Origin of the sequence: Sphingobacterium arenae (genome assembly GCF_014692505.1) — a bacterium.
GTDB classification, from domain to species: domain Bacteria; phylum Bacteroidota; class Bacteroidia; order Sphingobacteriales; family Sphingobacteriaceae; genus Sphingobacterium; species Sphingobacterium arenae.
The window spans coordinates 368,318-388,191 of sequence record NZ_JACNYK010000004.1 but is presented as its reverse complement, the minus strand read 5'-3'; the positions used below and the strand labels follow the sequence as shown (position 1 = coordinate 388,191).

Below are 19,874 nucleotides of genomic sequence, written 5' to 3'. Positions count from 1 at the left end.
AATGTCTTTTACAAATGATTCCGTGCTCTTCTTCTTTGATGTTCCCATAATTAAATCTAACGTTTTTGATGAAAACACTCCTTAAGTTTTTAAATTATCGTGTCCACTTTTTGCTGACGATTTACAATAATAACCTTAAACCTTAATTATGTATAATATTAATAAGAAGAACATAAGAATACTCTGTTTGGGATTCTTATGTGTTTCGTTGAAGAATTTGTTTTTTAAGGCAACGAAGAACAAAGGAGTCCTTCCTTATGGACTGCTTTGTGTTTCAATAAGTTCATTTTTTTTTATGGCATTGAAGAACATAAGAATCCTTTGTCTGGGATTCTTATGTTTCATGTTGTTTAATCTATCAGACGCCTGGGCGCAGTCCGCGGAAACGCGGGCTGCCGAAAGGCAAAAACGAATTTTGGTAGGCGAGGTGCGGTCTGCTACTGATGGCAAAGCAGTTGAAGGGGTTTCATTGCGTATAGGTGGAACCTCTGCCCATACGGATGAAGAAGGGAAATTTAAGATACAGGTAACTGTTTATATAGGAGAGCTAGACGTCAGGCATATCGGCTTTCATACGCAGTCTATTAACTTCAATGCGGATACGAAATATTTAGAAATTCTTCTACATCCGTTAGAAAACCAGATCGAGGAAGTTGAAGTAGTAAGTACGGGATATCAGCAGTTACCCAAGGAGCGCGCTACAGGCAGTTTTGTACAGGTTGATAATGAACTGCTGAATAGGAGGGTAAGTACTAATCTGCTGGACCGATTGGATGGGGTGGCTTCGGGACTGCAGTTCCGTACCTCTGGCGCAGGTTCCGATCGTTTCAATCCGAGTTTTATACAGATTCGTGGGCGTAGTACACTCAACGCAAACCATCAGCCGTTGATTGTTGTCGATAATTTTGCTTATGATGGCGACATTTCCAGTATCAACCCTAATGATGTAGAAAATATCACCATCTTAAAGGATGCAGCAGCGGCATCCGCTTGGGGTGCCAGATCGGGAAATGGCGTTATTGTTATAAAGACAAAGGAGGGGGCCAAAGGCCGCCCAACGAAGATTGCGTTGACAAGCAATTTTACCGTTGGCGCCAAGCCTGATCTATATGCACCTTCGATGCCGCAGTTGTCTTCGGCACAATATATAGAAGTAGAGCAGTTTCTTTTTGATCAAGGGGCTTACAATACCAGGATACGGAATGGATGGCAGGGCATCAGTCCGGCAGTCGATATTTTTCGAGATACACGTGATAATGTCATCACATCTTCAGATTCTCTGGCGATGATCAATGAACTGAAAAAGATGGATGCACGCTCGGAACTGTTGTCCCATTACTACCGACAAAGCTTGCAGCAACAGTACAATATTAATTTCAGCGGCGGAGGAACCAATAACCAGTTTTTTATTTCGGGCGGATACGACGACAATAGAAATAATGTCGTCAATTCCTATGCGAAGCGATACTCTGTGAATGCGAACCACGCCTACTTTTTCTTTGACGAGAGAATGAAGGTTACGACTAATTTGGTGATGACTTCTTCCAAATCAGGTGCCGGCGCACAAGTTGCTAACCTCTACCCGTACGATAGGCTAACGAATGATCAGGGAGAAGCCATGGCCATAACGAATGCAAATGGATTATCACACAGCTTTACGGATACGTTTGGTGATGGTAAGCTTCTGGACTGGAAACATCGTCCGCTTGATGAATTAAAGCGGGGGAGCACATTGTTGGGAGACCGTACGGAATACCGCTTGAATACGGCTATCGATTATCGGTTTACCGACTACCTAAAAGCCTCCGTGCGTTATGGCTTCGAAAAAGGTGTTAGCGAATCGGTAAATTATAATGGCGTGGAATCCTTTTATGCCCGGGATATGATCAACCGGTTTGCGTCAGTTGATGCCACCAGCGGAGAGGTAACCTTCAATTTGCCGGTAGGTGGTATATCCAATAATACCACCAATGCGTTTACCTCCTCGAACGGGCGCGTGCAGTTAGATTTTGCAAAGAACTGGGGCAAGCACGAGCTCAATGCTATTGCAGGCTCGGAAGTGAAAGACGTGCAGACAAATAGGAGCGGTGTAATCTACTACGGACACGATCCTTTGTCTTTGGCCAACCAAAATGCATCCATTGATTTTAGCCGGATATATAATTATTCCTATGGTAGCGGTTCAGGCCGTATCAGTACGGGCGCATCACAGTACAACAGTGTCGACCGGTTTTTCTCCTATTTTACCAATGCTTCTTATACATTCGACCGTCGGTATACCATTTCCGGAAGTGCCCGGAGGGATGAGTCGAATCTTTTTGGTGTCGCTACGAACCAAAAGGGTGTACCCTTATGGTCAGCGGGGCTAGCTTGGACGCTATCTAACGAGAAATTCTTTCGCGTTCCATTTATAGATCATTTCCGGGTCCGAACCACTTATGGCTATACGGGAAATGTGGACAGAAGCCTATCGGCCTATCTGACGGCAAACAGTGCTTCCCATCTTATTACTTCGTATAATCAGCTCTATGCGGACATCGTGAATCCGCCTAATCCGTCCTTGCGTTGGGAGCGTGTCGGTAACTTGAACATGGGGGTTGATCTAAGTTTGCTCTCGGGCAGGCTTTCGCTGACCGCTGATTACTGGCGAAAAAGAGGAACAGATCTCATAGGGCAAGCCCCCATTGCCCCGCAAACAGGGGTGTCTACGTTTACAGGCAATACCGCGAGTACCTCTTCAAGGGGGCTGGATATCGAACTGACTTCGGTGAACCTTGACGGGAAAATCAAATGGTCGTCTACGGTATTGTTCAATATAGCACGGGATAAGGTAACGGAATACCTAATGGAAACGGGGAGTAATTACACCGTTGTTTCCAATCCAAGTGCCAATCCACTAGAGGGTTATCCCTATTGGGCATTGTTCAGCTACAAATACAAAGGCTTAGACACCGAGGGGAATCCGATAGGCTATCTGGACGGACAGGAAAGCATGGATTATAATAGCATTGTAAATAGTCTTAATAGGGAGGATATGGTCTACAGCGGGTCACGGGTTCCGACACATTTCGGAAGCTTCCGCAATACGCTTTCCTACGGCGTTTTTGACCTCTCTTTTAATATCATCTACAAGTTTGGCGTGGTCTTCCGGCGGGCTTCGCTCGATAACAGTTCCCTTTACGGAAGTGGGGGGACGGTCACGCCAACCCAAGCAGATTATGAACAGCGTTGGCAGCACCCCGGTGACGAATTGCACACCATGGTACCTGCCATGATCTATCCGGCAAACGGTTTTCGTTCACGGCTGTATGCCTTTTCGGAGTCATTGGTGGAGTCTGCAGCAAATATCCGATTACAGGACATCCGCCTCGGCTATACGTTAAAAAATATAGGCGGGCTATCATTTAATCACCTGAATATATTTACCTATGTGAATAATCTCGGTATCCTGTGGCGAAAAAACAATTACGGGATCGATCCAGATTATCCGACTTCTTTCCCGCAACCAAGGACATATGCTTTCGGTATACAGGCGCAATTCTAAAAACCAGCATCATGAAAACAAAAATACATTTCTTTACCACGTTGGCGTTTACGCTGTTTACCGTTTATGCCTGTACCAATTCTGATTTTCTAAACGTAAAACCGAACTCAACGATATTGACGCCTTCAACGCTTGAAGATGTGCAAAAGTTACTGAATAACAACGTTTATTTATCTAGTGGACTGGCAGTGATGTCATCAGACGAATATACCGTCAATGAAGAAGATTGGAACGTGGCACGTGCCATTGAACGCAATGCCCACATCTGGGCAAAAGATCTCTACGAGGGGACACGTGGCGTGTTGGACTGGGACAGGCCCTTTCGGGCGGTGTTCTACGCAAACAATGCGTTAGCGGTATTGCAGACGTTGGAGCCGAATGACTCGGAACAAGCCGTGCACAACGATCTAAAAGGTCAGGCCTTGTTCAAACGTGCCTTTGCCAGTTACGAACTGATTCGAAATTTTTGTAAAAGCTACGAGGAGACTTCGGCCGAAACTGATTTAGGCATCCCAATACGAAAGGAACCTGCAATAGACAGGTTTGCGCAACGATCGAGCCTAGCGGACAGCTATCAGTTCGTGCTCGATGACCTAAAACTGGCGACTCAGCTACTCGGTCCGCGTTTGGGATCAAACTTGTTTCGTCCAAATGATGCCGCGGCACATGCACTGCTTGCCCGTATTTATTTAGACATGGGGCGTTACGCAGAAGCCGAATTGCACGCGGATAGTACGTTGTTTTTGTATGATAGGCTCATTGATTACAATACCGTAAGTACGACATCCGCAACGCCTTTTCCGAACACACATGACGAGCTTCTCTTCAACGCCATGACAGTAGGTCTATATAGTTTCACGACTTCGGGATCTCTACCCAGACGATACAGAATGTCGGAAGATTTGATGGATTCATATGCGGCTAACGACCTGCGTTTACAACTTTATTTTATCAGTGACAATGAGGGACGTTATATTATGAAGCGCGGGTATTTGGGTGAAGGTTTATATCCGTTTACGGGTTTGGCTACAGATGAAATTTATCTCATAAAATCAGAATGCCTTGCACGATCAGGTAAAGAAGACCAAGCTTTGACCGTTTTACTAAGGCTGCTCATTAACAGATATGTTTCTGATAAGATGCCTTCGGCTAACGAAATCGTTGACGGGAAAACAGTGTTAGAGGCCGTGTTGGAAGAACGTCGTAAAGAACTCGTATGGCGTGGGATTCGTTGGCACGATATCAAAAGGTACAACCGGGACGGTCACAACATCACGTTGACCAGATCGCTCGGAGGCCAGACCTATACGCTCCCTGCAAACGATCCTCGATTTGTATTCCCTATACCGGACGATGAAATTGAATACAGTGGTGTAACACAGAATGATAGATAAAATATATAAGGTCTAGAATCTAATTTAAACGAAAACAAGATGAAAAAGATGATAAAAAATTGTTGGTTAATAATAAGTTGCTATGTCTTTTTAATAGGAGTAAAGTGTAAGGCGGGCACGGACAGCCTAACAGCTGTGATCGATATCGTGGTACATGATCAGGCATTGTTAAAAGATGCTGTTTTGGAATTTGAATTATACAAAGACGGAATCAGCTCGAAATATATCAAGAGTAGACAGTATTCACGGACAGAACTTGTAGACAGTATGACGAGGTTTAATGTTCCTCTGTCCACAACAATAAATTATGGACGTATTGTTTTCACGAGTGGCAAGTTGCGAGGGATTAGTAGCCCAGTGAACTTAAATTATAGTAATAACTTATTTCTATTTGAGCACGGGGATACGATTCAGGTTCATCTTTACCCGAAAAAGATAAAAGATGTGGTTTTTACAGGTAATCGGGCAAGTAAATATGCGGCCCTATACGAGGTCAATAATAGTAAGAAAATCGATATCCCGATTAATAACCTGCTTAATGACCTGTTCGAACGCAACGAAATTACGGCAGCCTTTGACGTCATGCAGAAATGGGCTGATTCTCTTAATCGCGCGTTAGCCCTTATCTTAAGCGGAGAGGACCATATAATAAATCCCTATGTTAAAGAACGGATACTGTTTGACAATACATCTTACACTTATAATGTGATGAGAACGAAGTTGGATCAATTAGTTAGGAAGAAAGAAAGCGATGTGGCAGTTCTTCAATTGGTTTACGACTTTTTATCGCAACGAATATTCGAACAGCGGTCTTTGGTGAGCGATACTTTGGCAGCTTCATCGCATGATTGGTGCGATATGTTACTATTTAATGAAAGGTTAAGAAGCAGAGTGAAGTATATTTTAGCGGGCGAATCACCTCGTCAGGGAGAGAGTATGGGGCAAGCATTATCAGAAAGGTATACAGGTCAGGTACGAAGCAAACTAGACTATCTAGCGTTATTACGAAATTTAGACGAAGATGGCTATATACGGCGGACTCTTCGGGAGAGCGAGACGGATAATAGCGAGCTCTCTGAATATCAATTGGCGGCTGTACAGTTTTTAGCTAGATCGGAGGGGGCACCCGCCTTCAATTTTGAAATGGTAGATGCAAATGATTCTATGCATCGTATGAGTGATTATAAGGGTAAGGTTTTAGTACTCGACTTTTGGTTTTCTGGCTGTATGGCATGCATGTACCTCACTAAGGAAATGCATGAGGCGGTCAAGTACTATGAAAGCGCCGATGACGTGGTTTTTGTTTCACTGAATTTCGATCGTTATCGGGATTTCTGGAAGAGAAGTCTGGCATCCGGGAAATATACCCATGAGTCCGGGTTGAATCTCTGGGCCGGCGAAACAGGTACTAAGCATCCTATCGTAGGATATTACGAGATTCAAAGTTATCCTACTTTGTTGATCGTAAACAAGGACGGAATATTGGTAGAGAAACATGTTAATCGGTTATTTACCAAAGAAGACCGCACAGCGACCGATAAATTCAAGGCAATAGTTGATCAATATCGTTAAAAAGAAGAAGCCATACTATAGAAGTATGGCTTCCTTTTCAAGCACACCTAATAACTAGTTCTGATATATTGCCAAATCAGAATCTGGATGTGGTTCGATCCACCCGTCAGCTAGAAATTGGTCAATTTCAGCTGGAGTATAGCTTGATTGCTCTGGAATGTTCGACATGCCTTCCGACGTGAGTTCGTAGACACAGTGCCTTGTGTCCTCCGTATCACAATTTAAGCTAGGATTAGCCGTTTCGCGCGGCTCGAATGCGCTTTCTTTGTTGACCAAGAAGCTGGACTGTAAAGTGGTGATTTCCTTCACCTCTTTCTTCGCCTCCTTCTCATCTCCATTTCCGTTCGGAGCAGCAGAAGCTGTTCCGATTACACATACTGCAAATAGTGTAACTACACCTTTTGCATATTTTATTATTGAATTTGCCATCGCAAATAATTTAAATTTTAAATTTAGTTGTATAATCCGTTAGAGGGCATGCCCGTACCACTAAAATAGACACCTGCAAGTGCCTTGGGCATTCATTACTGCACCCCGCAGGGGAAAGGCGCGTACTTACGCCACCGCCAGATGGCAGGGCCGTCGAACAAAAAGCCTACAAGCGCCGTCCAGAAACCAATCGGCCCCACGGATCGCTTGGCGATCAGGTGCAGGGAGACGTATAACGTGACCCTCAGCTTAGTTGGTGGCGCGGTGAGAGGAACCCTTTCGGTCGTATGTCTGCTTCTGTTCTTCATTTTCTATTCCGTTTATGTGATCCTTAATCGTTACGCATGCGCGAGAGAGGGTGCGCGTTTTGTGACGTGTAAGTCTCACCATGCTAATATCGGGTCATAACAAGCCGTTTGAACCTCAGAAATCTGTGGTTTTTAATTTTTTTAGATCGACCCAAAATAATTTGGGTTGCTGCCGAGATAGGAAGCGATCTCGTACATGGGGCGGCGCTGAACCACCTCGGGAAACATACGATAAAAAAGTTCCTTCCGTTGCCGCACAGGTTTGGCCAATAGTTTCGATCTGATTTGCCGCTTCGCTAACACGGTATGAACAATTATGTTCATATAAAGCTGAAAAATGACGTGCTCTTTCAGGATAGCCAAAATACCGTCTTGATTTAGTGTGGCGATGGTACTGTCGGTCTTGCAAATAAAACCAGTCCCATCATTATGTGCCGTTCCGAACATGAATTCGCCTTCTGGAAGGAACTCCAAAATACTGTCATCTTCGTCTGTTTTTATCACGAAGCCGCTAAGGACAAAGTGCACATCGCCCAGCGCGCTTGAAATCGCCCGGTCTTCGCGAAAATGACGTATGGCCAGCACCTCGGCTATAGTTAGCCGAAGTGCTGGTGCCACACTGATGTGCTCATCCAACCGATCAAAAAAGAAGTGAAGTAATTGATCGTTTTTCATAGGGTAATCTTTTCATATACGGTAGATTAAAATTGGCCATCTAAATAATAGAGTGAGAAAATAAGTTCGCGCTTTTGCTCGGTGTCCGCTGTGCTTCTAATGGTATCATTATCCGAACTGCTCGTGATCTGATAGCGCATCTGCGAGAATTTAGGGTGCTCGTAATCATCCTTCTTCGATTTATCCCCGTCTTCCTTTTTCAAAACAATAGGAGTCTGTTCTTCGAGCGCGTTGCTGATAGCGACAGCGTAGATCTGATGAGTCGGAGTGCCCAGGTCTTGGGCGAAAATCTGCTGATCGGCATCAAGCGTAAAACGAGCAAAAAGCCAAGTAATAAAATCGGCTTCAATGAGCGTGCGCTCATTTTGTACCGCTGTTGTTCCCTGTTGATAAAGTTCTGTTTGCCATTGTTGTACACCCGTTGATGTGAATGAAAATTGCTTGTTCATGTTATTTGTTTTTTTAATTAAAAGATATGACCGAGATGGTCGTTGTTACTGCCTGTAAAATTATTGGATGATGTTTGGAAATAACGACCGATTTGGGTTCAAATGTCATGAACTTAGTTCGTGCAGAATGAACTTTGTTGCATTTTTCGCTTACTTTTTTATGCAATCGGTTGATTTACGGCAAAAAAAGAATATCTTAGGGGTGTAGTTATAACCGACGGAGTATACACCATGACCTTTGAAAAATTCTTGAACTTCTTCAAATCCCCCTATTTCCATATCGGAAAAATGCTCATACTATGTTTTTTTGGAGCCACATTGACGACTCTTTTCCCGTTTCACGATCTTTCACTAGGCTATGTTTTCAGGTGGAAAATGGCGGCAATCTGGGGTGTGAGTTTTGTGATGGCTGCCGTTTGTATTGCTATAGTATCCCTTACCTGGTATTGGTTTCATCAACCTAATCATGATATGGAAGATAACGTTTGGTCTGTCGCTAGATATGCGCTTTATGGAGGGGCATTGCCCATCATATTGGTCATAACGGAGATATCCTTGGTCCAGGGTGTCGATATGCTGTTTCAGCATAATATGCAATACCACCTCTGGTTCTACGCTGCATTGATATTCGTGCTCAATATGTATTACCGGTCGGTACGCCTCAAATTACGCCTGAATGATATGAAGTTGGACGTGGCTGCGTTGCAGGAGGAAAATACAGACCAACAATCGGAACTTCATATAAAAGAAGAACAAACGACCGAACTAAGGGCATCGCTCCGCGAAAAAGAGGATGAGCTCGAAGTATGGCAAAATGAAAACACGGAGCTACGGCGAAAGGCGGCAGATTACGAGAAGCTGTATATAATAGAAATAGGGAACGAGAGAAAGGCGTTCCTGAAAAGCGAAATTGGTGGTTTTTTGATCAATGCGGCAACCCGAGTGGAAGGCGGCAGGTCGATTATCGAGATGTATCTGCTATCTGGAGAATCGTATATTGATGACAGCGAAAGCCTCAAGGGGATCAATCTTATGCTCCCGGAATTTAGGTTGGTTACACGTCAATTATTGATCTCTCCGGAAAGTATTACGGGGTATATAGAACAGGGAGGCGTAGTGGCACTGCATTTAAAGTTTTTGGACGAGCCATACATGATACCGGGATATTCATGGCGAAGCCAAAAGGACTGGATAAAAGAAATCGTAGATGATGAAAAAGCATCCTAAACCCTCTCTGGATGCCTTTATCTTACCCTTGGCAGGCTTTGCGGACTTCTTCTTCGTTCAACCCGGTATAGGTAGCAAATTCGTGAATGCTGACGTACTGGTGTTGTTTTTTTCCGAGACTATCCTTAATCAAGGATAGAATCCGGCGTGCTTGTTGGGGGCTTTTTCCTAAAAGAGTGCCAACTTCTTTGGCATAGATACACATGCGCTGATTTTTCATGAGCAAGTTCTATTAACTGGTTAAACCATAATTCATTCCACCAAGCGCTCCACCTTGTTATGGATATGATAACATCGGGTGCCCTCTCTTGATTGCCTGGTTTTACAAAAGCTAAAGTAAAAGTAAAAAAACAAGGATGCAAGGGTAAAATGTGACCATTTTGCTCATATGTGACCAAAACTGATCATAATCATCCAAAAGTGTAGATAGATGCACGAAGAATAGCTTGTGAACTTATGGGTAATTGCCTACGAAAGTATGGAAGATATACATAGCGTTTAGTGGATCTCCAGTAGCTTCTCAGTAGATCTCCAGTACCTCTTCAGTACACTCTTAGTACCTTTTCGGTACACTCGCCGTAGATAAACCGTACACTATCCACTACTTTTTTTGCTCAGGCAGATTTCCTTTTCGCTCAAAAACTACTTTATGATACCAAAGTAATCCGATACGACCATATTGATCTGGTCTTTGGTTTAACTGCTACACCTTTGTCCTGTTACCAAAAAATAAATATTATGGCAAAACAAGAAAGTTTAGTAAAGTTTAGAGGAAAGGTCGGGGATCTTTCCTTTACGAAACACCGCACCAGAGGCTATGAAGTCCGTATGCGGGGCGGCGTCGACAAGGCGCGCATCATGAGCGACCCCAATTTTGAACGTACCCGCGAAAACATGTCGGAATTCGGTACGGCAGCAAAAACGGCCAAGTTGATCCGTATCCAGCTCAACAACCTCATATGGGGCACGGCGGATAAGACGTTCCGCAACAGATTGACATCGGTCGTTAACCGTATTATCAAACTGGATTCGGAGAATGTGCGTGGCCAACGGGTTTTTCTGCCCGAAAATTCGCATCGCCTGAAGGGGTTTGAATTTAATGCGAACAGCAGTTTGGAGTTTATGTTCAGCGGTATCCTCGCAACGGGTTTCGACCGGGCAACAGGAGAGGTATCCCTGGTTATTCCCGATTTCGAGCCTCGAAGGGAGGTAACATTGGTTCCCGAAGCGACGCATGTACGCTTTACGCTGGCGGCAGTAGAACAGACGTTGGATCCCGAACTGGTTCCCAGGCCGCAGGTAGCGGAATCAGATTATATACCCCTCATTGGTCAGCATCCATCGGAGACGATCCAGATAAATCTTCCGGCAGGGTCGGACAAAGTTGTCTATATCGTGGTAGGTATCGAAACGTTCCTGGAAAGTAATGGAGTCTATTATCCCTTAAAGAACAATCCGTATAACGCTATGACCATCGTCGATGTAGACATTCCGTAATGAAAACAAAGCACACCCTCGTTCTCCGACGGATTTACGGAGAACAGGGCACCAATGGCACGATCTATTTCCAAGGCGAGAAGATCTGTCATACGATTGAGCTTCCGGATCGGAACAACATTCCAAGGATCAGCTGCATCCCCGAAGGGCGTTATAAACTCGAAAAGCGAAAATACACCAAGCACGGCGAACAGATCGGTATCCCGGCTGTCCTCGGGCGTGAAGCGATCTTGATCCACGCCGCCAACAATGCCCTGAAGGAGCTGCTGGGCTGCATTGCACCGGTCACCACCCTCACGGGCGAAGGCACCGGTACGGAAAGTGGCAAAGCGTTGGCGAAGCTGAAAGCGCTGGTGTATAGCTTGTGGGATATGGGCGATGAGGTTTTTCTCTTAATTCGGGAGGGGCGATGAAGAAGATCATCCGAAAAATAAGTCAAGCGGTACAGGTGGTGCTGCTGGCACCGATCAAGCTCCCCGCCAAGGCCATGAGCGTATTGAAATACATTGCAGTGGGACTGGGTATCATCGAACAGGTGATGGATAACGGGAAAGATAATCCCGAGGCCGACAGAAAGGAGGGAAGTGATGCGGATGATGAGTAATGTGCAGTTTGGTACCCTGGGCGGTACCATCTGCTCCGTCTGGAACAGCTTCGACTGGAGCAACCTCTTGCACACGGCATTGGTTGCAGTGATCGGTGCTGCGGTCAGCTATCTTACCAGTCGTTTGCTGGAAGGTAGACGGCGAAGGCGACGGCGCGGTTGGTAATCTGTTTGTTTAATATTGCTGTGAACTCCCGGGGCGAAAGCCTCGGGAGTTTTTTGTTTTTAATAAGGGATATTACCTTTTCTTAATCTCAAAACAACGTGTTGAATTTGTGGTAAGAGGAGTAAAACAACAATTACGAAAATCACACCTGTCAGCATCCAATCGTAATAATCTCTGGTAGCACGAGCCAAAATTTGATGACCTACCATTTGATTAAAATAGCCTGTGGATATTGCTTTTGAGGTATATATATCGTTTCCTACATTCATATATTGATTTTGAATATCCAGTAAGGTAGCTGGTAATTGAGGGTTGGTTTCCGTAAGTGCTTCCCGAACCTTTTCCCGAACTCCTGATTTCGCAAATAATTGAAGTTCGTTATTCAGTGCCAGACTTGATGTAAACCCAGTAAACCTAGCCAATATACCAACAAGCGATGCATTGATAGCAATTGCTGGAGGTGCTGAGGAAGCGGTGAACGAAACAATAGGAACAAATAAGACTCCTGTTGCTACACCATAAATAAACATCGGTAGAATGAAATCAATTGTTTCGCCCTGTACAGAAACAAATAATATCATATAAGCATAATAAATCGCCATTATGCCCAAACCGGCTATAATCATTCTTATCAGGTTATACCCCATCAAAACAAATCTGGAAGTAACGAACATACTCATTGTTGTTCCTAAAATTACAGACGTCCATATAGGAATGGTGCTCAGTGGGTCATTCCCTAAAATGACTTCAAGATAGCCGTAGGCAAGTCCTGTACTCCCTTTAAAAATATAAAATGTAAAAAGTAGTAATAACCCAATGACAAAATTCTTTGTCTTGAAAATCTGTAAGTTGATTAATGGTCGTTTAAGCTTCAATTCTCTAATGATGAAAAGTGAAAGAATAAGTACATTGATTACACTAAGCGTAGCGATTAATGAACTACCGAACCATTCCAATTGTCGTCCGTAAACTAGAATGTATCCCAAGATTAAGATAAAAGACACGTAAAACAGATAACCTATCCAATCCACCTGATAAAGTGGAATCTTTTTGGTAAATCGTGCTTTATTGTTCATCGTAAGCAATACCGTAATTGTTAGAATGATAAGTATGATAACAAATCCATAGAATAGCCAGTTAAAATCGAAAAAATGAATGACTACACTCGTATAGATAGAGTAAAACGGCACAGCGATTTGTATGCTACCGTATAGAATACTATATGCAATCACACGGGCTCGTACAGACTGTAACCGTGGAAAAATAAGTTGTAAAACGATTCCTGACATCAACGCACAGGTAATCCCTTGCAAAAACTGACAAATAACAAACAATGTCCAATCTTTGAAATGAAAACAGATCACAGAACATATTGCATTTACAGCAAGGGCAATCAGCAAATATTTCCTAGGTGCAAAATATTTTACGATCCGAAGGTCAAGTGCCAAGAAAGCTACGGTAGAACCATAGATTACGACCATGCCATATTGTACATCGGTAGGTTGTATACCGTAAAATCCCATCGTTGCAACCGGACTGCTGTAAAAAGCGAAGCTAAACAGACAGGTCATCAGAATAGCAAATATGACGGATCTCGCCAGCCATTCAGATACCCACGGTTTGAAAATCGGTATTTTATGTGCTTGCATCATTAATCTTTTAAAACATAAACATTGGCATTCATTCCTGCGGATAGTTTCCCTAATTTTTCAGGCGTATCGGTCAGTTTAATTCTTACGGGAATACGTTGGATGATTTTGACAAAATTACCCGTAGCATTATCGGGTGGAAGCAATGAATAGCGGGAACCTGTGGTTGGCGAAAGTGATTCGATGGTACCATTGAATTTTTCATTCGGAAAAGCATCAACTTCTATGGAAACCGCTTGTCCGATCTTGAAGTTGCCAATCTGTGTTTCTTTAAAATTAGCAATCACCCATTTTTCCTCGGCTTTGTTCACCAAAAAAGCCAATGTTTGCCCAGCTTGTATCAGTTGACCTTCCTGAATGGTCTTTTTACCAATTTGTCCATCAAAAGGTGCAGTGATAACCGTATATCGAATGTCCAATTCCTGTCTTTGAACAAGTGTTTCTTTAATTTTTATCTCTGCCTGTATAGCATGATGTTGAGCTCTAAAATCATTCAATTTGGATTCCGCTACTTGTAAAGAAGCTTTAGCCTGATCATAATCTGACTGTGCAATGGATAAAGAAGCACTGATGTTATCGAATTTTTGTTGTGTGGTAGATTCATCCGCCAGCAGATTTTTATAACGGTCAAATTCTTTTTGCTGTTGGTTCAATCTCGCTTTAGCTCCTGCCAATTGTGCTTTTATAACCTCAATAGTTTTAAGTTGCGTTTCTTCGTTCGCCGTCAAAATCGGTAATTTGGCGTGTGAACTCATGAGTTCTGCTGATGCAGCATCTTTTTTCAGTCCATACTCGTCCAACTCAATGACAACAAGTGTATCACCTTTTTTGACAAGCTGATTGTCCTTATAATATATTTTGCTGATATAGCCACCCACTTTTGCGTTTATCGGTGAGAGATAAGCATCTACCTGTGCATCATTAGTTTGTTCATAGCGATATCCTTTTAAGAAATAGGTAGCTCCCCAAATAATAATTCCTACGAATAAGGCAATTCCCAGCCATTTGGTTAGGCTTACAATAATTTTATCTGTTTTATTTTTATTCATCATATTTGTATTAAAGAATTCCTACGATTGCCAATAGCCTGATATGGGTTACTTTTACGTTTGTTTGTGCTGTTGTCAGATTGAATTTTGCTTCCAATAAAGCATTTTCTGCTTCCAAAAGATCGGTTAGTAGTGATTCTTGATTTAGGTAGCTACTTCTGATAACACGAACGGTTTCGGTGGTTTTAATAATATTTTGTTCTGCCGTTTTTACGCTCTCCAAAGCCTGTTTTTGCTGTAAATAAGCTTCTTTTACCTGAAGAGAGATTTCGTCCTTCTTCATTTCTGCTTTTTCTTTAGCTTGATTGCTAACAACTTGGGCACGAACAATGGTGTGTTTACTTTTGTACAAATTATCAATAGAATATTGTACTTTAATTCCTGTCTGACCAAATCCCCACAAGTCGTTTGAATACGGATAAAAGGAAATCTGCGGATAGTTGTAATTGTAATTAGAGTACAAAGAAACTTTGGGCAATAGCGTAGCTTTTACTTGTTTTACGTTCATTTCGCTCCATTTGATGTCACTGCCAGCAATTTTGTATTCAGAAGATTTGTTGAAAGCAATGTCTACATAATCATTGTAGTCACCGTCTGTGATAGCGTTTAATTCAATTGCATCTTCGTATTTGATCGCTAGCTCCATATCATTTTCACGTCCCATCTGAATATTGAGCCTTTGTTTGGCTATTTCAATCTTCTTAGTTACGTCAGAAAGATTAAGTTCCAGTTGGGATAATTTTACGGAGGTTCTCAGCACATCACTCTTTAATATGGTGCCGTTTTTATGCAGGCTTTCTATCAATCTCAATTGCTTTTTTTCTGCTTCAATCTCTGCATTAAGAAAGTCATAGAAATGCAAAAACTTATACAAATCAAAATAAGCAACTGCGACATTATATTTTACGCTATGCTTTTGCAGATCCACTTCATATTGTTTTCGTGTATCCTCTTCCTTTTTCATGGCGATGTTTCTTTTGTCTTTACCACCGTTGTAGAGGTTAAAGTTTAAGTTATAGCCAACTCCGTACCCATAGCCTTTTACAGGCACATCCTGTGGAGAGGAGAATAATCCATTGTCGTAAATCAGAAACTTGGAATTAAGTTTTACCTCTCCACCTAACGAAAGCTCCGGTAACAAACGGTCTTTGGCTTCCAATATTTCTATTTTACTTTGCTGAAGAGTAAGATCGGATAGTTTCAGTTGTCGATTATTCATTTCCGCAACTTTCCATATTTCTTCCAAACTTAAAGGTTGGTCGTTTTCTGTATGCTGAGCATACGTGGGTTGTACAAATACCAGCAACAATACGCCGAAAATTGGGACTGTTTTATAGTGTTTCATCAGTTTTCTTTATTTGCGATGTATATATGTCAATGATTTTCTTATCATTGACTCTGCAAAGGTACCGTAAGCACCAGGGTATAGTTTTATATAATTAGCCTAATATTTGCTATATTTGGCCATATGGGAATTCTTAGGCAATTAATAACTATTGTGGATCAAAATCCCGATTCCATCCTCGTGATGCGACAGCAGACGGAACAGCGTTTGCCTGCTCATCAGCACGATAAAGCTCAGTTATTATTGGTTTATGGTGGAATTGCTTATTTACAAACAGACGAAAAGGATTTGTATATTCCAGCTAATCATTATATCTGGATACCAAAAAATTATCCGCACAACCTGATGTTTAATACACAAGATTTGTACATTATCAATATTTACTTTCCAGATGAAAAAGCGGATAGTTTTTATGATGAACTAGGTATTTATCCTGTGAGTAAGCTTCTGGCAGTGATGCTCTCCTTTAGCGAGAAATGGCAAGGTGATTATGACAAAGGTTCATGGGAATTTGAGTTTTTAACTACGCTTAAAGGCGTGTTATCAAAGGAAAACCTCAAAAAATTCTCCATTCAACTTCCTACAACGGATGATCAAAGGCTCAATGCCATAATCGACGGTTTTAGAAATCGATTAAATGAAAATCTAAGTTTAGATAGTATTGCTCAGCAATCGGGAATGAGTGTCCGTAGTTTGACCAGATTATTCCAAACGAAATTGCATATCACTTTTGTTCAATATCTAAAGATGCTACGTATCATCAGAGCGATGGAATTGATAAAAGATACAGATTTGAACATGACCGAGATAGCCTATGAAATTGGGTATTCGAATATATCTGCGTTTAGCAATAATTTTCAGCAACTGACTAATATGAGACCTACAGAATTTAAGGTGAAATAAGAAGTACGGCTAGTCCTAGCTATAATCTTTCCCAAAAAATAGCTAATAGTAATGTTTGACACGCAGTATCTAAATGTTATCAACACTTATTTTTTAAGAGAACGTTTTTAAACAAATTTTCTAATACCCATCATATATCCCAAATGCAGCCCCTCGTGATAATTATTGCATGCAAATGCATCTTGTATAGAAATTAGATGAAAGCCAATACCAGTGGTGCGCTCGTTGTAAGTGCCAAAGATGCCGTTGTCGAAATCATTTATTGTAAGTTCAATTTGTGAAGTTAACAGGAATTTAAGTTCATCCGCTTCTTGTTGAGAAACAGATTCTGTTGGTTTTGTTCCCGATTGGTATTTGTTGAATAACTCATCAGTAATATAACCTCGCAAATTTGCTCCTTTGTAAATTAGTTTGTGCTGTGTGGCAATAATATGGCCGATGTTCCAAATCATATTGTTGTTAAAACCGACTGGAATTTTATTGAGTTGGTCTAACGAATACTTGTCAAAAAAATCCAGATATAATTTTCGGCTTGTTTTCCATGTTTTAAATACGGTTTCCATCTTTTTTATTGAATTTGTGAATATTCTTTGTTAATGTCGCTGTTCTTGTATCTATTCATATTATTCTGAGTCCATTTCTTCGGTTTGCATCCAAAATGTCTCTCAAATAATCTTCCAAAATAGCTTAAATTGCTAAAACCCAACTGGTAACCGACTTCAGAAACCGAGAGATGTTCTTCACGTAAAAGTCTTGCCGCCTCTTGCATACGCACATGCTGGTAATAAGGATACATGCCTTTACCAAATACTTGCGTGAAAAGTTTCCGAAGTTTAATGACATTCATACCACTTAACTTCACTAACTCTTCCTGGATAAACGGTTTGTCTATCGAAGCTGCGATTTTATCCCGTACGTTGTAAACTGATTCCTGTTCATATTTTGACAGATGCTGATGCGTAACATTTGTTCTTCTTGATAGGTTTTTAAACAAATAAAATAGTAGTTCAAGCGATTTTAGCTTATAGTAAGCATCTGATAGCGTATCCGGTATTTTTGTAATCGAAATATCATTGGCCACTTCTGCTATTTCCGGAGACATGAATTCTTCAATCCAAAGCGTTTTCTCGTTATTAAAAAGATAATCGAATTTTATATGGTCTTTTCCGATAAAGCTTTTTAAATAATCAAGACTTACAATTATGGTTACCTGTTGAATATTTATATCTTTTGGAAAGCTCACGTCACTTTCAACGTGCAGCGGGATAATGCGAACGTGTGGCTGTGTTTGTTGTAATACTTGTTTTTCTTTGACAGCTATTTTTGATGGCGAATTGATGATATTTTGGAATGAAATGGATATTCCATTTTCAAAAGCTGTTATCGGTTTTCGCCGAATAGAAAATGTTTCCTTTGCCACGACAGAGCGGACCATAACCAGCATTTCGGGCATTAAATCTATGATTTTAAGCTGATTGAGATAAAGCATATCCAATTCAGATCTGGTTGGTGTAAGCGAAACCCCTAAACGCTCTACCCAATAGTACATCTCCTGCTTTTTTATATTATCACTCATCTTATCAGACTATTTTTGTTTTTTACTGGGCTATTTTAGCCTTAAAAGTATAAATATATTTGCAAAATCAATTTAAAAATATAAGAAAATGAAAAAACACATTTTAATATCTGGAGCAGGAATAGCTGGTTTAACAGTAGCTAATTTTTTGGCAAAACAAGGTCATAACGTTACTGTAATTGACAGATCGCCTTCATTCAGTAAAGCGGGATTTCTTATCTCCCTCAAGAGTTTCGGTGTAAAAATTATAGACGAATTGGGACTAACTCAAAATCTACAAGCAGAATCATCCCCCTCTGAAACGGTTCATTTTGTAGAAACGAATGAGGAAATCATTCAAAGCATTGAATACGATAAAATGCATGAGAGTATTGAACGTTCCGTTCTTATAAGTCGTGGTGGATTGCATCACGTTTTGTACGAAGCGGTCAAAAACGATGTAAATGTACTTTTTGATACAACGATTGCACAACTGGAAGAGAAATCAGATAAGACAAAAGTCACGCTTTCAAACGGAAGTAGGATAGTAGTTGATTTAGTCGTTGTTTCGGAAGGATTGCGTTCTTCGACAAGAGAACGGTATTTTACCAATTACCAATTAGAAGATTTCAATACGCTTTATGTAGGAGGAAAATTAAAACAAAACCACGAAAAGCGAGTTGGTGTATTTAATGTCTATATAGATGTCAACAGATCACTACATATCTACCCTATAGCAGAGGACGAATTAGCCATTCAGTGTTATATCCGTAGCTCTGAAGACATTGACTTTATCAAAAATAACGCTTCATCTATTCTTAAAGATTCTTTTGGTGATTATAATCCAGAAGTAAAGCATTTACTGCAAAGTCTTCAGGACAATGGTTTGTTTTTCATGGACAAAATGGGCATGGTAAATGCTCCAAAACTGCATAATGGTCGTTTGGTTTTGTTGGGAGACGCAGGTTTTTGTCCGACTGCTTTATCAGGAATGGGAGCTTCCCTGTCTATTTATGGGGCAAAGGCATTGGCACACTATATTGCGGAATATCCGGATGACATCTTAACCGCCTGTGATAGTTATAATACGTTGATGCAGCCTATTGTAGAAAAATTTCAAACCAATGCAAAGAATAATGCGGCATCTTTTCTGCCTAAGAGCGAAGCAGAATTAGAGAAATTTGTTAATGGATTCCGGGCTGCTGATGATAAAGCCGTTCAAAAAATAATGACAGAACCAATTGTACTTACAAAAGATCAGGAAAATTTTATACTCAACTAAAGAAGCTATGAAATACTTTCCATTGGATTTAGAGCAATATATGAGCTGGTTGGTCGTTACCAGAGCGACAAATATCATAAGGGCATTAATAGCTGGACACATCTAATTAGTATGCTATTCTGCCATTTGCCGTATCATAATAATTAACTTTTGAACGAAAATATACATCTTTTAAATGAAACGGAAGATATCTTTCATTACAAACGGAAGATATCTTGTTTTTGTG

At 41.3% G+C, this 19,874-nt stretch carries 19 protein-coding genes; 10 read left to right on the top strand and 9 right to left on the bottom strand.

Translation table 11 applies throughout. The features are described from left to right. Positions 1 to 295: 295 nt before the first annotated feature. Genes H8B17_RS15785 through H8B17_RS15775 form a run of 3 tightly spaced genes read left to right on the top strand, consistent with a single transcriptional unit; the run spans position 296 to position 6,510 of the window. Entirely contained in the window at positions 296 to 3,544 is a 3,249-nt protein-coding gene (locus tag H8B17_RS15785; RefSeq protein ID WP_190310175.1) for a SusC/RagA family TonB-linked outer membrane protein, read from the top strand. 11 nt (positions 3,545 to 3,555) lie between these two features. After that, positions 3,556 to 4,938, top strand: coding sequence for a RagB/SusD family nutrient uptake outer membrane protein (locus H8B17_RS15780; protein WP_190310174.1), 1,383 nt, complete (start codon positions 3,556 to 3,558; stop codon positions 4,936 to 4,938). Positions 4,939 to 4,977: 39 nt separating this feature from the next. After that, positions 4,978 to 6,510 carry a TlpA family protein disulfide reductase gene (locus H8B17_RS15775; protein ID WP_190310173.1) on the top strand — a complete coding sequence of 511 codons (1,533 nt, stop codon included), beginning with the start codon at positions 4,978 to 4,980 and terminating at the stop codon, positions 6,508 to 6,510. 54 nt (positions 6,511 to 6,564) lie between these two features. Here the strand turns inward: H8B17_RS15775 and H8B17_RS15770 are convergent, their stop codons facing one another. The 3 genes from H8B17_RS15770 to H8B17_RS15760 all read right to left on the bottom strand — a co-directional run bounded on the left by H8B17_RS15770 (position 6,565) and on the right by H8B17_RS15760 (position 8,371). Further along, on the bottom strand, positions 6,565 to 6,939 hold the full coding sequence (locus tag H8B17_RS15770; protein WP_190310172.1) for a hypothetical protein: 375 nt from the start codon (positions 6,937 to 6,939) through the stop codon (positions 6,565 to 6,567). A 449-nt stretch (positions 6,940 to 7,388) separates the two neighbouring features. Then, the gene (locus tag H8B17_RS15765) at positions 7,389 to 7,865 is read right to left on the bottom strand and encodes a cyclic nucleotide-binding domain-containing protein (protein ID WP_190310171.1); all 477 of its coding nucleotides are present in this window, start codon (positions 7,863 to 7,865) and stop codon (positions 7,389 to 7,391) included. A gap of 83 nt (positions 7,866 to 7,948) precedes the next feature. Next, positions 7,949 to 8,371 (bottom strand): hypothetical protein, encoded by a 423-nt coding sequence (locus H8B17_RS15760; RefSeq protein ID WP_190310170.1) that lies wholly within the window; start codon positions 8,369 to 8,371, stop codon positions 7,949 to 7,951. Between the two features lie 231 nt (positions 8,372 to 8,602). On the opposite strand from H8B17_RS15760, the gene H8B17_RS15755 reads away from it, so the two are divergent. Beyond that, entirely contained in the window at positions 8,603 to 9,598 is a 996-nt protein-coding gene (locus H8B17_RS15755; RefSeq protein WP_190310169.1) for a hypothetical protein, read from the top strand. Positions 9,599 to 9,620: 22 nt separating this feature from the next. On the opposite strand, the gene H8B17_RS15750 is transcribed toward H8B17_RS15755, so the two are convergent. Continuing rightward, positions 9,621 to 9,818: a hypothetical protein gene (locus tag H8B17_RS15750; protein ID WP_223816619.1), complete on the bottom strand. Its 198-nt coding sequence runs from the start codon at positions 9,816 to 9,818 to the stop codon at positions 9,621 to 9,623. A 518-nt stretch (positions 9,819 to 10,336) separates the two neighbouring features. Here H8B17_RS15750 and H8B17_RS15745 point away from each other — a divergent pair. From H8B17_RS15745 to H8B17_RS15735, 3 genes are read left to right on the top strand one after another with little or no spacing between them, the layout of a single operon-like run. After that, positions 10,337 to 11,095 carry a hypothetical protein gene (locus H8B17_RS15745; RefSeq protein WP_190310167.1) on the top strand — a complete coding sequence of 253 codons (759 nt, stop codon included), beginning with the start codon at positions 10,337 to 10,339 and terminating at the stop codon, positions 11,093 to 11,095. Next, positions 11,095 to 11,508, top strand: coding sequence for a DUF5675 family protein (locus H8B17_RS15740; RefSeq protein WP_190310166.1), 414 nt, complete (start codon positions 11,095 to 11,097; stop codon positions 11,506 to 11,508). Before H8B17_RS15745 ends, H8B17_RS15740 begins: the two co-directional genes overlap by 1 nt. Further along, positions 11,505 to 11,699: a hypothetical protein gene (locus H8B17_RS15735; RefSeq protein ID WP_190310165.1), complete on the top strand. Its 195-nt coding sequence runs from the start codon at positions 11,505 to 11,507 to the stop codon at positions 11,697 to 11,699. The genes H8B17_RS15740 and H8B17_RS15735 overlap by 4 nt, the downstream gene beginning before the upstream one ends. A gap of 225 nt (positions 11,700 to 11,924) precedes the next feature. Here the strand turns inward: H8B17_RS15735 and H8B17_RS15730 are convergent, their stop codons facing one another. The 3 genes from H8B17_RS15730 to H8B17_RS15720 are packed head-to-tail and all read right to left on the bottom strand — an operon-like array spanning position 11,925 to position 15,908. Continuing rightward, the gene (locus H8B17_RS15730; protein WP_223816618.1) at positions 11,925 to 13,517 is read right to left on the bottom strand and encodes an MFS transporter; all 1,593 of its coding nucleotides are present in this window, start codon (positions 13,515 to 13,517) and stop codon (positions 11,925 to 11,927) included. Beyond that, positions 13,517 to 14,566, bottom strand: a complete 1,050-nt coding sequence (locus H8B17_RS15725) for an HlyD family secretion protein (protein WP_223816617.1) — start codon at positions 14,564 to 14,566, stop codon at positions 13,517 to 13,519. The genes H8B17_RS15730 and H8B17_RS15725 overlap by 1 nt, the downstream gene beginning before the upstream one ends. Positions 14,567 to 14,573: 7 nt before the next feature. Then, positions 14,574 to 15,908, bottom strand: coding sequence for a TolC family protein (locus tag H8B17_RS15720; protein ID WP_190310164.1), 1,335 nt, complete (start codon positions 15,906 to 15,908; stop codon positions 14,574 to 14,576). A 123-nt stretch (positions 15,909 to 16,031) separates the two neighbouring features. Here H8B17_RS15720 and H8B17_RS15715 point away from each other — a divergent pair, with 123 nt between their 5' ends. Then, the gene (locus H8B17_RS15715) at positions 16,032 to 16,811 is read left to right on the top strand and encodes a helix-turn-helix transcriptional regulator (protein ID WP_190310163.1); all 780 of its coding nucleotides are present in this window, start codon (positions 16,032 to 16,034) and stop codon (positions 16,809 to 16,811) included. Positions 16,812 to 16,918: 107 nt separating this feature from the next. Here the strand turns inward: H8B17_RS15715 and H8B17_RS15710 are convergent, their stop codons facing one another. Further along, the gene (locus H8B17_RS15710; protein ID WP_190310162.1) at positions 16,919 to 17,374 is read right to left on the bottom strand and encodes a DinB family protein; all 456 of its coding nucleotides are present in this window, start codon (positions 17,372 to 17,374) and stop codon (positions 16,919 to 16,921) included. Positions 17,375 to 17,379: 5 nt separating this feature from the next. Beyond that, complete coding sequence (locus tag H8B17_RS15705; protein WP_190310161.1) at positions 17,380 to 18,387, bottom strand: helix-turn-helix domain-containing protein; 1,008 nt, start codon at positions 18,385 to 18,387, stop codon at positions 17,380 to 17,382. Between the two features lie 88 nt (positions 18,388 to 18,475). On the opposite strand from H8B17_RS15705, the gene H8B17_RS15700 reads away from it, so the two are divergent. Together H8B17_RS15700 and H8B17_RS20910 are read left to right on the top strand one after the other, a co-directional pair. After that, positions 18,476 to 19,648: an FAD-dependent oxidoreductase gene (locus H8B17_RS15700; RefSeq protein ID WP_190310160.1), complete on the top strand. Its 1,173-nt coding sequence runs from the start codon at positions 18,476 to 18,478 to the stop codon at positions 19,646 to 19,648. 12 nt (positions 19,649 to 19,660) lie between these two features. Further along, positions 19,661 to 19,795 (top strand): DUF4372 domain-containing protein, encoded by a 135-nt coding sequence (locus tag H8B17_RS20910; RefSeq protein ID WP_190310202.1) that lies wholly within the window; start codon positions 19,661 to 19,663, stop codon positions 19,793 to 19,795. Positions 19,796 to 19,874 lie beyond the last annotated feature (79 nt).